Origin of the sequence: Kocuria sp. LHG3120 (assembly GCF_049897445.1) — a bacterium.
Taxonomy (GTDB): Bacteria; Actinomycetota; Actinomycetes; order Actinomycetales; family Micrococcaceae; genus Kocuria; species Kocuria rosea.
Genome location: NZ_JAFCWG010000009.1, coordinates 131,128 through 143,159, shown reverse-complemented (window position 1 = coordinate 143,159; position 12,032 = coordinate 131,128). Strand labels below are relative to the sequence as shown.

The following is a 12,032-nucleotide window of genomic DNA, read 5'->3' as shown; positions in this document are numbered from 1 at the left end:
CGGGCGGCCTCTCCGCCACCCCCCCCCCCCCCCCCCCCCCCCCCCCCCGCGGGGGGCCGGGGCCCCCCCCCCCCCCCCCGCCCCCCCCCCCCCCCCCGGCCCGGGGGGGGCGCCGGGGCCGGCGGATCAGTCCGCAGGGTCGGCCCGGCGGATCACTGGACGGATCACTGGGCGGTGAGCTGCTCCAGCACGGCGTCCTTGGAGGGATCCTTGGCACCCTGGTTCCAGGGCATCTTCGAGAGCACGTTGGCCATGGCGCAGGTGTTGGACAGCGCGGAGTACGCGAGCCCGCCGCCGACGCCCGCGGCGACGGCGCGCAGCTTCGGGGAGACCAGCTGCCCGCCCACCACGCTCGCCAGCACGAGCGAGCCGGCGACCATGCGGACCTGACGGTCCATGGCCCAGGTCGAGGCGCCGCGGACGACCGCGCCGCCGGCCTTCTCGAAGTCGTCGACGGTGCCGTCGACGACGTAGGTGTTCTCGGTGCCGGCCGAGGAGAGGATGTCCTGGGCGCGGGTGGCCCGGGCGCCGGAGCGGCAGATCAGGGCGACCTTGCCGCCGAGGGCCGCGGCGATGTCCTGCGCGTGGTCGGCCACGAGGTCGACGGGGACGTTGTAGGCGCCGTCGATGTGCTCGGCGGCGAACTCGGCGGCGGAGCGCACGTCGAGGACGGCGACCTCCTCTCCGGACTCGATCCAGGACTTCAGCTCGGCGGGGGCGACTTTCGAGGTCATGCGGCAGTTCCTTCCGGGTGACGGTGGGTGTGACTCCATGATGCACTATACCCCCCTAGGTATGCAAGATCCCCCAGGGGGTATAGAATCGTCGGAGCAACCACCACACCCAGGAGCGCCCCGTGCAACTCGATCCCCAGGACCTCACCCCCACCATCAACCGGCTCAAGCGGGCCCAGGGCCAGCTCGGCGCCGTCATCCGCATGCTCGAGGAGAGCCGCGAGTGCAAGGACGTGGTGACGCAGCTCTCCGCGGTCTCCCGCGCCCTCGACAAGGCCGGCTTCTCCATCATCGCCACGGGCCTGGACCAGTGCCTGCGCTCGGAGGACCCGAGCCTCGACAAGGCCGAGCTGGAGAAGATGTTCCTCTCCCTGGCCTGAGCGGCCCCGCACCCGGCCCTCCGGCGGGTGGGCCCTAGACTGGGCACGGACCCAGCCCGACCGTCGGAGGACCCCGCCACCATGACCCAAGGCATCTACGTCAGCGCCATGACGCCGCAGTCCGGCAAGTCGCTCGTGGCCCTCGGCCTGGCCGACTCGCTGTTCCGCAAGACGGACCGCCTGGGCTACTTCCGGCCCGTCCACCTCGGGGAGACCCCGGCGGAGGACCCGATGGTGCAGCTGATGAAGCGCAACTTCGATCTCCCGGACGAGCGCTGCCGCGGCGGCATCTCCCTGGCGCGCACCCGGGAGCTGCTCGCCGCGGGGGACCACGACGAGCTCGACGCGATGGCCGTGACCGTCTACGGCGAGATGGCCCGGCACTGCGACGTGATCGTGGTGGACGGCACCGACCTCCTGGCGCACAACGCGGCCACCGCCGAGTTCGACATGAACGCCCGGATGGCCAACAACCTGGGCGCCTCCGTGCTGGCCGTGATCGGCGCCGACGAGTCCGAGAGCTCCGAGGACGTGCTCAACGCGGTCGAGGTCACCCGGGCCGAGCTGAACCAGGTGCGGTGCGACATCTTCGCGGTCATCGTCAACCGCGCCCGCCCCGACTGGGTGGAGCAGATCGAGCACAACGCCGCCCGCGGCGTGCGGGGTCTGCCCGTGTACGTCATCGCCGAGAACGAGGCGGTGGCCGCGCCGACCGTCGCCGAGCTGCGGGACCGGCACGGGTTCGGGGACGGCCCGTCCGCGGTCTCCCTGGACCGGGACGTCAAGGGGGTGAAGATCGCCGCGATGACCGTGGGCCACTACCTCGAGCAGCTCGCCGACGGCGACTTCGTCATCACGCCGGGGGACCGCTCCGACATCGTCGTCGCGTCCCTGGCCTCCGCCCGCTCCCCCGCCCTGCCCGTCCCCTCCGGGATGCTGCTCACGGGCGGCTTCGAGACCGAGGGGCGGATCCGGGAGCTCACCGCCGCGGCGCCGTTCCCCGTGCTGACCACCGGGCTGGACACCTACCGGGCCGCCCGGGAGGTGTCCCGGACCCGGGGCACCCTCTCCGGGGCGCACCCGCGCAAGGTCGCGGCCGCGCTCGGCGAGTGGGCCCGGCGGGTGGACGGCGAGGAGCTCGTGAGCCGGCTCGACCTGCCGCGCCCGGCCAAGCGCACGCCCCTGCGCTTCCTGCACGAGCTCGTCGAGACGGCCCGGGCGGACCGGAAGAACATCGTGCTGCCCGAGGGCGAGGACCCCCGCATCCTGCGGGCCGCCGAGATGATCCACCGCCGCAACTTCTGCGACCTCACGGTCCTGGGCGACCCCGGGCGGATCGCCCAGCTGTGCCAGACGGAGGGCATCAACCTCGACTTCGCCGAGGACGGGCTGACCCTCGTGGACTTCGAGCACGACGACGCGCTGCGCGAGAAGTACGCCGGGGAGTACGTGCGGCTGCGCGCCCACAAGGGCGTGCAGCCGGAGACGGCACTGGAGCGGATGCTCGACGGCTCCTACTTCGGCACCATGATGGTGCAGATGGGGGACGTGGACGGCATGGTCTCCGGCGCCGCGCACACCACCGCCAACACGATCCGCCCCGCCCTGGAGTTCGTGAAGACCTCCGAGGGCGTGAAGATCGTCTCCTCCGTGTTCTTCATGCTCCTCGAGGACCGCGTCCTGGTCTACGGCGACTGCGCCGTGAACCCCAACCCGGACGCCCAGCAGCTCGCGGACATCGCGCTCGCCTCCGCCCGCACCGCCCGCCAGTTCGGGGTGGAGCCCAGGGTGGCGATGCTGTCCTACTCGACCGGCGGGTCCGGCTCCGGCGAGGACGTGGACAAGGTCCGGGCGGCCACCGAGATCGTGCGCGGCGCGGACCCGGGGCTCGAGGTGGAGGGCCCCATCCAGTACGACGCCGCGGTGGACGCCTCGATCGCGGCCTCCAAGCTGCCCGGTTCCGCCGTGGCCGGCCGGGCGACCGTGTTCGTCTTCCCGGACCTCAACACCGGCAACAACACCTACAAGGCCGTCCAGCAGTCGGCCGGCGCCGTGGCCGTGGGCCCGGTGCTGCAGGGGCTGCGCAAGCCCGTCAACGACCTCTCACGCGGGTGCACCGTGGACGACATCGTCAACACGGTCGCGATCACCGCGATCCAGGCGCAGGGCATGTGACCCACCGGCCCACCGCTCGCACCGTCCTCGTCCCCACGCCCGTCGCCACAGCCCCAGGGAGTCCTCCATGCTCGTGCTCGTCGTCAACTGCGGCTCGTCCTCGCTGAAGTACCAGGTCCGGGAGCTCGAGGCCGGTGCGGACGGCGGGACGGTGCTGGCCTCCGGGCTGATCGAGAACATCGGCAGCTCGCGGATCGCGGACCACACGCAGGCGCTCGAGCTGCTCGCGGAGCGGCTCGAGGCCGAGCTGGAGGGGCGCACGATCGACGCCGCGGGCCACCGCGTGGTCCACGGCGGCGAGCGCTTCTCCGCGCCGGTGCTCGCGACCAACGAGATCATCCGCGACATCGAGCGGCTGGTCCCGCTGGCGCCCCTGCACAACCCCGCCGCCGTCCTGGGCCTGCGGGCCGTGCAGAAGACGTGGCCGCACCTGCCGCAGATCTGCGTGTTCGACACCGCGTTCCACCGCACCATGCCCGAGCACGTGTGGCGCTACGCCGTGCCGGAGGAGTTCTACGAGCGGTGGGGGATCCGCCGCTACGGGTTCCACGGCACGTCCCACGACTGGGTGACGGGTCAGGCGGCGCAGTTCCTGGGCGTCCCGCGCGAACGGTTCAGCTGCGTGGTGGCGCACCTGGGCAACGGCGCGTCGGTGACGGCGGTCAAGGACGGCGCCTCCTACGACACGTCGATGGGCTACACCCCCCTGGCGGGCCTGGTGATGGGCACCCGCACCGGGGACCTGGACCCGTCCGTGGTCACGGCCGTCCTGCGCCGGGACCCCGGGATGACCCCCGAGCGGCTCGACGCCGTGCTCAACAAGGAGTCCGGTCTGCGGGCGATCGCCGGCGACCACGACATGCGCGCCGTCCAGGAGGCCGCCGACCGCGGCGACGAGCGCGCCGAGCTGGCCCTGGAGATGGCCGCCCACCGCCTGGCGAAGTACGTGGGCGGCTACCACGTGGCCGTGGACGGCGCGCAGGCGCTGGTCTTCACGGCCGGGATCGGGGAGAACGCCTCGGCCTTCCGCGCCCGCGTCTGCGGGCGGCTGGGCGCCCTCGGGGTCGTGCTCGACGACGACGCCAACGCCGCCCGCTCGCGGGAGGTCCGCCGGATCTCCGCGCCGGGATCCGCACTGGAGGTCCTCGTGGTGCCCACCGACGAGGAGCAGGCGATCGCGGCGGCGACCGCGGCGCTCGTTGCGGCCGGGACCTCCCCCGCCTGAGCGGATCCGGGCGTCACGCTCCGCCGCACCGGGGCCACGTGGCCGCCGGGTGTTCGCGAATGCGATTCCGGCGGATAGGTTCGGTGCTGGGCCCTGTGCAGGGCCCCCATGTCAGGCCCGTGCGTCAGGAGGCACCGACGATGTCCCAGCAGCCCCACCAGCCCCGGGGTCACGGCGGCCCGCCGCCGCCCGGCGCTCCTCCCTACGCGAAGGCCCGCCCGCCCCGGCCCCCGGTGACGGCCGATCTGCGGCTGCTGCTCCGGCTCACCGTGGCGTCCTTCGTGGTCGCGGTCCTCGGCAGCGCGGTGGGGTACCTGGCGGCGCCCGAGCAGTACACCGGCCTGCCCGCAGGGGCCTTCGGGACGGTCGTCCTCGCCATCTCGCTCCTGTTCGGCCTCGGGTTCACTGCCGGGCTCTACGCCCTGGTGTACTTCCCGCTGCGCGAGCAGCGGCAGTGGGCGTGGATCCTCGGCATCGTCTTCGCGTCCATGGCGCTCCTGACCACCGTGGTCAACGCCGTGCTGCTGCTCGTGGTCCCGGCGGGCACGTCGATCGGGCTCGTGACGGGCGCGCTCAAGGCCGTCGTGGACGTGGCCTGGCTCGTGGTGGCCGCCCGGCCGGGCGTGCGGGCGGCACTGCGCTGAGCTCGCGGACCGGGACGCCGCAGCCCCGTCCTCAGGCCAGCCGCCGGGCCAGCCGGTCCATGACGGCGGCCAGCCGGTCGGCGTCGTCGCCCTCGAGCGCACGGAGGAACAGCTCCTCGACGTCGCGGGCGTGGGCGGGCCGCAGGCGCCGGAAGGCGCGCAGCCCCTCCTCCGTGAGCTCGGCCTCGAGGCCGCGCGCGTCCTCGGCGCAGCGCCGGCGCCGCACCCAGCCGCGCTTCTCCAGCACGCCGATCTGATAGCTGAGCCGGCTCGGGGAGAAGACCAGCCGCTGGGCCAGCTCCCCCATCCGCAGCCGGTGGTCCTCGGCGTTGCGCAGCAGCAGGAGCACCTGGTAGTCCATGAGCGAGCAGCCGTGCTCCTTGAGCCGCGCCTCGATCTCCGTGGTCAGCCGGGCGGTGGTCTCGAAGAACAGCTGCCACACGTCCCACGGGCGGGCCGCGGGCTCCGGAGCGGCTGTGGGCTCCGGCTCGGCCGCCGGACGGCCGGTCACCGGCCGGCCCGGGCGAGCAGGTCCGCGAACTCAGGGACCCCTTCGAACCCGCCGCCCCGCTCGGGCCCGGTCGCGCCGGCAGGGACCTCGCCGGCCGCCCGTCCGGCCGGCTGCGCTCCCGGCGCGATCGAGCGCGCCAGCTGCGCGCCGGCCCGCCGGATGCGCGACTCGAGCGATCCGCCGGCCCAGTCCTCGGTGGCGGCGTAGACCCCCAGGGGCAGCACCAGCGCCTTGAGGTGGGTGAACAGAGGGCGCATGGCGGTGTCGAGCATCAGGGAGTGGCGTGCTGTGCCCCCGGTCGCGGCCACCAGCACGGGCACGTCCTCCAGCGCGGCGTCGTCGACGAGGTCGAAGAAGGACTTGAACAGCCCCGAGTAGGAGGCCTTGTACGTCGGGGTGGCCGCGATCAGGGCGTCCGCCCCGGTGACCGTGTCCAGGGCGGTCCGCAGCTCCGGACCGGGGAAGCCGGTGAGCAGGTGGTCGGCGACGGCGTGGGCCAGCGGGCGCAGGTCCACGCGCTCGATCCGCACGGGCGCCCCGTCCAGGGCGTCGCGGGCGGCCTCGGCAAGCCGGTCGGCCAGCAGCGAGGTGGAGGACGCGTCGGACATCCCCGCCGACACCACGGCCACGGTGAGCGGGCGCGGCGCGGCGGGATCCGGCGTCGTCGTCCCGGTGGGGTTCCGGACGCTCATCGGTGGGCCTTCTCCGCGGTCCGCCCGGTGGCGCGCTCCTCGCCCTGCGCGGCGCGGGCCCGCCCGGCGGGCGAGTCCTCGGCGCCACCGGGCACCGGGTCCTGGCCGGCGCGGTGGCGTTCCAGCAGCGAGGCGTGGGTCGGGGCCTCGGGCACGTGGGCGGGCTTGAGCGCGGCGAACTCCTGGCGCAGCACCGGCACGACCTCCTCGCCGAGCAGGTCGAGCTGCTCCAGGACGGTCTTCAGCGGCAGGCCGGCGTGGTCCATCAGGAACAGCTGGCGCTGGTAGTCGCCCGCGTAGTTGCGGAACCCGAGCGTCTTCTCGATGACCTGTTGCGGGGAGCCCACGGTCAGCGGCGTCTGCGCGGTGAAGTCCTCCAGGGACGGCCCGTGCCCGTAGACCGGGGCGTTGTCGAAGTAGGGGCGGAACTCCCGCACGGCGTCCTGGGAGCTGCGGCGCATGAACACCTGGCCGCCGAGGCCCACGATCGCCTGGTCGGCGGAGCCGTGGCCGTAGTGCTCGAAGCGGGTCCGGTAGAACTCCACCATCCGCCGGGTGTGCTCGGCTGGCCAGAAGATGTTGTTGTGGAAGAACCCGTCGCCGTAGTAGGCGGCCTGCTCCGGGATCTCGGGGGAGCGGATCGAGCCGTGCCACACGAAGGGGGCCACGCCGTCGAGCGGGCGCGGGGTCGAGGTGAAGCCCTGCAGGGCCCCGCGGAACCGGCCCTGCCAGTTGACCACGTCCTCCCGCCACAGCCGGTGGAGCAGGCTGTAGTGCTCGATCGCCAGCGGGATGCCCTGGCGGATGTCCTGGCCGAACCACGGATAGACCGGGCCGGTGTTGCCCCGTCCCATGGTGAGGTCCACGCGGCCGTCGGTCAGGTGCTGCAGGTAGGCGTAGTCCTCCGCGATGCGCACCGGGTCGGTGGTGGTGATCAGGGTGGTGGCCGTGGACAGCTGCAGCCGCTCGGTCTGTGCGGCGATGCTCGCCAGCAGGACGGGCGGGTTGCCCGGCGCCACGAACGGCGGGTTGTGGTGCTGGCCCGTGGCGAAGACGTCCAGGCCCACCTCCTCCGCCTTCTTCGCGATCTCGACGGTGGCCTTGATCCGCTCGTGCTCGGTGGGGGTGCGCCCCGTGGTGGGGTCCTCGGTGACGTCCCCGATGGTGAAGATGCCGAACTGCATGTGGTCCTCCTGCTCCGCGGCGGCGTCCGATCGGACGGCCCGCCCTGTTCCTTCAAATTTGAACTACTACCGTCAAGCGACCTCCGTCCCGGATTATTCCCGCCCCGGTCCGCCTAGGGTGGACGCATGCCCCTCCCCCACTTCCGTCCCACCGGCGCCGGCACCGTGGACCCCGGCGCCGTCGTCGCCGGCGAGCACTACCGCATCAGCGTGCTGAGCCCCGGGCTGCTGCGCCTGGAGTACAGTCCCGCCGGCCGCTTCGAGGACCGCCCGTCCGCGTTCGCCGTCGACCGCCGGTTCCCGGTGCCGGAGTTCCGGGTGCGGCGCACGGCGGCCGGGCTCGAGCTGAGCACGGAGCGGATCCACCTCACCTACGACGAGCGGGCCTTCAGCCCGACGGGCCTGTCCGCGCAGATCCGCGGCGGCGTGACCAACTACCACAGCGTGTGGCGCTACGGCGTCCCCGCCCCCGGCCTGGGCGGGACCGCGCGCACCCTGGACGAGGCGGACGGCCCGATCCCGCTCGAGCCGGGCATCACGTCCCGCGAGGGCTTCGGGGTGGTCGACGACTCCGCCTCGGTGCTGCTCACGGACGACGGCTGGTACGCGCCGCGCGCCGGCGAGGAGGGCGCCGTGGACCTCTACCTCTTCGGCTGGGGCCACGACCACCAGCAGGCGCTGCGCGACTTCTACGCCCTGTCCGGGCCGCAGCCCGTCCTGCCGCGCTGGGCGCTCGGCAACTGGTGGAGCCGGTACCACGCCTACGACGAGGCCGAGTACCGGGAGCTGGTCGCCGAGTTCGACCGGCGCCGCCTCCCGTTCTCCGTGCTGGTGGTGGACATGGACTGGCACCTCACGGACGAGCACGTGGAGCGCCGGCACGGCTCGGGCTGGACGGGCTACACCTGGAACCGGGAGCTGTTCCCGGACCCGCGGGGCTTCCTCGCGTGGGCGCACGAGCGCGGCTACCGGGTCACGCTCAACCTGCACCCGGCCGACGGGGTGCGCTCCTTCGAGGACGCGCACCCCGCGATGCTCGAGGCCCTGGGGCGCGAGCCGGGCTCGGAGGAGCCCGTGGCCTTCGACGTCACCGACCGGGACTTCGTGGCCGCGTACTTCGAGGTCCTGCACCGCGGCCTGGAGGCCGACGGCGTGGACTTCTGGTGGATCGACTGGCAGTCCGGGCCGCACTCGCGGCTGCCCGGCGTGGACCCCCTGTGGGTGCTCAACCACTACCATTTCCTGGACTCGGGCGCGGACGGGTCCCGCCCGCTGACGCTCTCCCGCTACGCCGGGCCCGGCAGCCACCGCTACCCGGTCGGCTTCTCCGGCGACACCGTCATCTCCTGGGCCTCGCTGGCGTTCCAGCCGTACTTCACGGCGACGGCGGCGAACATCGGCTTCGGCTGGTGGAGCCACGACATCGGCGGGCACATCTTCGGCGCCCGCGACGACGAGCTGGCCACCCGCTGGCTCCAGTTCGGGGTGTTCTCCCCGATCCTGCGCCTGCACTCGGGCGACAACGACTTCATCGCCAAGGAGCCGTGGCGCTACCGCTCCCCCTACGCGGAGGTCATGGAGCGCGGCCTCCGGCTGCGGCACCGGCTGGTCCCCTACCTGCACACCGCGAACCGGGCCGCCGCCGTGGAGGGCGTCCCCCTGGTCCGGCCGCTGTACCACGAGCACCCGGAGGCGGAGCAGGCCTACCGGTACGGCCACCAGTACCTGTTCGGGTCCGAGCTGATGGTCGCCCCGGTCACCTCCCCCGCGGACCCCGTGGTCACCCGCGCGGCGGTGCCGGTGTGGCTGCCGGAGGGGTCCTGGACGGACCTGTTCACGGGCACCGTCTACGACGGCGGGCGGGAGCTCGTGCTGCACCGCGGCCTCGACGACGTGCCCGTCCTGGCCCGCGCCGGCGCGATCGTGCCCCTCGCGGGGTCCGGCGACGACGCCGCGCCGGGCCCCGGCAATCCCGGGGAGCTGGAGGTCCTGGTGGTCCCCGGCGCCTCGCACCGCACCGTCCTGGACGAGGACGACGACAGCGGCGACGGCCTCGACCCGGCCCGCTGGGCGCGCACCCCGCTCGCCCTCGACGCCGCCGCCGGGGAGTTCACGGTCGGCCCGGCGCAGGGCCACCTCGGCTGCCTGCCGGCGGCGCGCACCTGGACCCTCACCTTCATCGGCCTCGAGGAGCCGGCGGAGCCGGCCGTGACCGTGGACGGGAGGACCGTCCCCGTGCGCACCGCCCGGCGCGGGAACGGCGTGCGCGGGCACCGCACCTCGGTCACCGTGGAGGGGGTCGCCCCCGGGGCACGGATCGTGGTGCGCTCGGCGGGGCTGGGCGACGTGGCCGCCCACGATCCCGCGGACCGCGTCTTCGACCTGCTCAACGACGCCCAGATCAGCTACGAGGTCAAGCGGCGGGTGCACGAGGCCGTGCGGCGCGACCCCGTGGGGGCGCTCGGGCAGGCGCCCGCGCTGGGCGTCGAGGGGCCGCTGCTCAGCGCGCTCACGGAGCTGGTGCTGGCGACGCGGACCTGACCCCGCGGCGCCCGCGGCCGGCGGTCCGCTCCGGCGCGGACGCGGCACCCCTGGGTCCGCCGCCTGCGCCGGGCGTCGGGTGCCAGGTGTCAGGTGTCAGGTGTCAGGTGTCGAGGGTCCGGCGCGGGGCGACCCCGTAGGTGTCGCGGTAGGCGGCGGCGAAGCGGCCCCGGTGGGGGAAGCCCCACCGGGCGGCGATCGCGGTCACGGTGTCCCCGGCGGTGGGGTCCCCGGCCACCAGGTCCGCGTGCGCGCCGGCCAGGCGCACCCGGCGCAGGTACTGGCCGGGGGTCAGACCGAGGGGGTGGTGGGCGCGGAACGCCCGCACCAGGGCGGTCGTCGTGGTGTGCGCGGCCTGGGCGGCGTCCTCGACGGTGACGGGCAGCTGGGCGTTGTCGTCCAGGAACGCCACGGCGATCCGGTAGCGGCGGGCCTGGGCGGCCATGGACAGGGTGCGCAGTTCGCGGTCAGCGGTCAGCGGGAAGCACTCGAGCAGGCCGACCGCCAGGCGACGGGTGAGGTCCGCGCGCACCAGCGGCTCCCCGAGGTGCGCGGAGATCTCGGCGTCGGCGGCCCACCGGGCGAGCCCGGACCAGTAGTGCCCCAGGGCCGGGCTGGTCGGGCGGGAGGAGGCGAAGGCCACCCGGGTGTGCTCGAGACCGTAGACCGTGTCCGCGATCTCCTGCAGCACGCCCGCGGTCAGGTAGACGTTGGTGGCCTCCAGCGGCGCGGCCACCACCAGGGCGGGGTGCCCGGGGCGGAACAGCACCGGCCCCTCCAGCCCGGACCCCTGGTCGTCGGCGGTCGACCAGTCGTAGCGCGCCCCGCGCACCTGGACCACCCCGAAGACCTCGGTGTCGCCCCAGGTGGAGAACGGCCCGCCCACCGACAGCCGGGCCACGGTCAGGCGCTCGTCCCCCTCCCGGGTCTCCCGGTAGGAGAAGCCGGGCCCGGTCGGGTCGAAGGAGAACCGGACCCCGAGCTGGGCGAACAGTCCCGTCACGGCCTCCGGCTCGGACGCCGTGATCTCGTGGTGGAACGTGCCGCCCATCCGCGCTCACCCCTGCCGATCTCCCCGAGGGGGCGGCCGGTCTCCGCGGGTGCAGGTCCGCCGGTCGCGCTGCCGGCCACCGCCCGCGGCGGCCGTCCCGGACACCGTGCCGTGGCTCGACCGGGAGCCGCGCCCCGGCGCGTGTTCGTCCCAGTTTAGGCGCCTGGCGAGGGGGTGCCCAGAGCCCGCGGCGGAGAGCTCACCCGGGGCAGGGGCCGTCCTCGTCCAGGCCGAGCTCGACGACGAGGATGGGCAGCCGCAGCCGTTCCGCGGTGAAGGACACCACGCGGGCGTGCGGGATGCCCTTCTCCCGGACGAAGCGGCAGGCGACCAGTCCGTGGTCACGGTTCTGGCCGATCATCAGCACCCAGTTCCGGCCCGCGGCGTCCAGCGCGTGGGCCTGACGCTCCAGGTCCCGTCCCGCCGGGTCCTTCTCGGTGCTGCGCCGGGCGAAACGGGCCGCGTAGGCCCTCATGTCCTCCTCCGTGCGCAGCAGCCCGGCGGCGACCCGCCGCGCGTCCTGGACCCTCAGCACGGGCGCGATCTGCTCCTCGCGGATCTCGCCGGCACGGTCCCCGGTCTCGTCGTCGGCGGGCCGGCGCGCGGCGTGGATGATGCGCTCGATCCGGCGCAGACGGGCGTCGTCCTGGTGCAGCTGCCGGTAGTCGGCGATCAGCGCCTCGAGCTCGGCGTCCAGGTGGTTCTGCTCGGGCTCCTCGGGCTCGTGGCCGTCGTGCGCCGGTCGTGATGGGGACAAGCATGCCTCCTGGACGCTGGACGGTGACGTTCCCACGTCAACGGTGTCGGCCGCAGCGCCTATTCCGCCGTCCCGCGCCGGAGCAGCAGCTGCGCCCCGGGGCGCACCTGGTCCCGGAGCCGATCACCGGCGCCGGCC

11 protein-coding genes are annotated in these 12,032 nt (G+C 74.2%); 5 read left to right on the top strand and 6 right to left on the bottom strand.

Annotation, left to right across the window (positions count from 1 at the left end; translation table 11 throughout):
• Nucleotides 1–164: 164 nt before the first annotated feature.
• Entirely contained in the window at nt 165–734 is a 570-nt protein-coding gene (locus ACP7CD_RS16645) for a rhodanese-like domain-containing protein (protein WP_035925495.1), read from the bottom strand.
• A 122-nt stretch (nt 735–856) separates the two neighbouring features.
• Here ACP7CD_RS16645 and ACP7CD_RS16640 point away from each other — a divergent pair, with 122 nt between their 5' ends.
• The 4 genes from ACP7CD_RS16640 to ACP7CD_RS16625 all read left to right on the top strand — a co-directional run bounded on the left by ACP7CD_RS16640 (nt 857) and on the right by ACP7CD_RS16625 (nt 5,158).
• On the top strand, nt 857–1,114 hold the full coding sequence (locus tag ACP7CD_RS16640) for a metal-sensitive transcriptional regulator (protein ID WP_017832999.1): 258 nt from the start codon (nt 857–859) through the stop codon (nt 1,112–1,114).
• An 81-nt stretch (nt 1,115–1,195) separates the two neighbouring features.
• Nucleotides 1,196–3,289: a phosphate acetyltransferase gene (gene pta / locus ACP7CD_RS16635; protein ID WP_426120656.1), complete on the top strand. Its 2,094-nt coding sequence runs from the start codon at nt 1,196–1,198 to the stop codon at nt 3,287–3,289.
• 67 nt (nt 3,290–3,356) lie between these two features.
• Entirely contained in the window at nt 3,357–4,514 is a 1,158-nt protein-coding gene (locus ACP7CD_RS16630) for an acetate/propionate family kinase (protein ID WP_017832997.1), read from the top strand.
• Between the two features lie 140 nt (nt 4,515–4,654).
• A complete protein-coding gene (locus ACP7CD_RS16625) occupies nt 4,655–5,158 on the top strand; it encodes a hypothetical protein (protein ID WP_426120655.1) in 504 nt (167 codons plus the stop codon).
• A 31-nt stretch (nt 5,159–5,189) separates the two neighbouring features.
• Here the strand turns inward: ACP7CD_RS16625 and ACP7CD_RS16620 are convergent, their stop codons facing one another.
• The 3 genes from ACP7CD_RS16620 to ACP7CD_RS16610 are packed head-to-tail and all read right to left on the bottom strand — an operon-like array spanning nt 5,190 to nt 7,545.
• A complete protein-coding gene (locus ACP7CD_RS16620) occupies nt 5,190–5,669 on the bottom strand; it encodes a MarR family winged helix-turn-helix transcriptional regulator (protein WP_249033733.1) in 480 nt (159 codons plus the stop codon).
• Complete coding sequence (locus ACP7CD_RS16615) at nt 5,666–6,361, bottom strand: CE1759 family FMN reductase (protein ID WP_284563195.1); 696 nt, start codon at nt 6,359–6,361, stop codon at nt 5,666–5,668. Before ACP7CD_RS16615 ends, ACP7CD_RS16620 begins: the two co-directional genes overlap by 4 nt.
• Nucleotides 6,358–7,545 (bottom strand): LLM class flavin-dependent oxidoreductase, encoded by a 1,188-nt coding sequence (locus ACP7CD_RS16610; protein ID WP_284563194.1) that lies wholly within the window; start codon nt 7,543–7,545, stop codon nt 6,358–6,360. The genes ACP7CD_RS16615 and ACP7CD_RS16610 overlap by 4 nt, the downstream gene beginning before the upstream one ends.
• A 126-nt stretch (nt 7,546–7,671) precedes the next feature.
• Between ACP7CD_RS16610 and ACP7CD_RS16605 the strand changes: the two genes are divergently transcribed.
• Nucleotides 7,672–10,086 (top strand): glycoside hydrolase family 31 protein, encoded by a 2,415-nt coding sequence (locus tag ACP7CD_RS16605; RefSeq protein WP_284563193.1) that lies wholly within the window; start codon nt 7,672–7,674, stop codon nt 10,084–10,086.
• 103 nt (nt 10,087–10,189) lie between these two features.
• Here ACP7CD_RS16605 and ACP7CD_RS16600 read toward each other — a convergent pair whose 3' ends face one another.
• Both ACP7CD_RS16600 and ACP7CD_RS16595 read right to left on the bottom strand, forming a co-directional pair.
• A complete protein-coding gene (locus ACP7CD_RS16600) occupies nt 10,190–11,137 on the bottom strand; it encodes a helix-turn-helix transcriptional regulator (protein ID WP_272027409.1) in 948 nt (315 codons plus the stop codon).
• 199 nt (nt 11,138–11,336) lie between these two features.
• Entirely contained in the window at nt 11,337–11,894 is a 558-nt protein-coding gene (locus ACP7CD_RS16595; protein ID WP_272027410.1) for a hypothetical protein, read from the bottom strand.
• Nucleotides 11,895–12,032: the final 138 nt, after the last annotated feature.

Excerpts from the sequence above, each read along its gene's own strand:
- ACP7CD_RS16645 (WP_035925495.1), bottom strand. The coding sequence starts at position 734 with ATGACCTCGAAAGTCGCCCCCGCCGAGCTGAAGTCCTGGATCGAGTCC.
- pta (WP_426120656.1), top strand. The coding sequence starts at position 1,196 with ATGACCCAAGGCATCTACGTCAGCGCCATGACGCCGCAGTCCGGCAAG.
- ACP7CD_RS16630 (WP_017832997.1), top strand. The coding sequence starts at position 3,357 with ATGCTCGTGCTCGTCGTCAACTGCGGCTCGTCCTCGCTGAAGTACCAG.
- ACP7CD_RS16625 (WP_426120655.1), top strand. The coding sequence starts at position 4,655 with ATGTCCCAGCAGCCCCACCAGCCCCGGGGTCACGGCGGCCCGCCGCCG.
- ACP7CD_RS16615 (WP_284563195.1), bottom strand. The coding sequence starts at position 6,361 with ATGAGCGTCCGGAACCCCACCGGGACGACGACGCCGGATCCCGCCGCG.
- ACP7CD_RS16610 (WP_284563194.1), bottom strand. The coding sequence starts at position 7,545 with ATGCAGTTCGGCATCTTCACCATCGGGGACGTCACCGAGGACCCCACC.
- ACP7CD_RS16605 (WP_284563193.1), top strand. The coding sequence starts at position 7,672 with ATGCCCCTCCCCCACTTCCGTCCCACCGGCGCCGGCACCGTGGACCCC.
- ACP7CD_RS16600 (WP_272027409.1), bottom strand. The coding sequence starts at position 11,137 with ATGGGCGGCACGTTCCACCACGAGATCACGGCGTCCGAGCCGGAGGCC.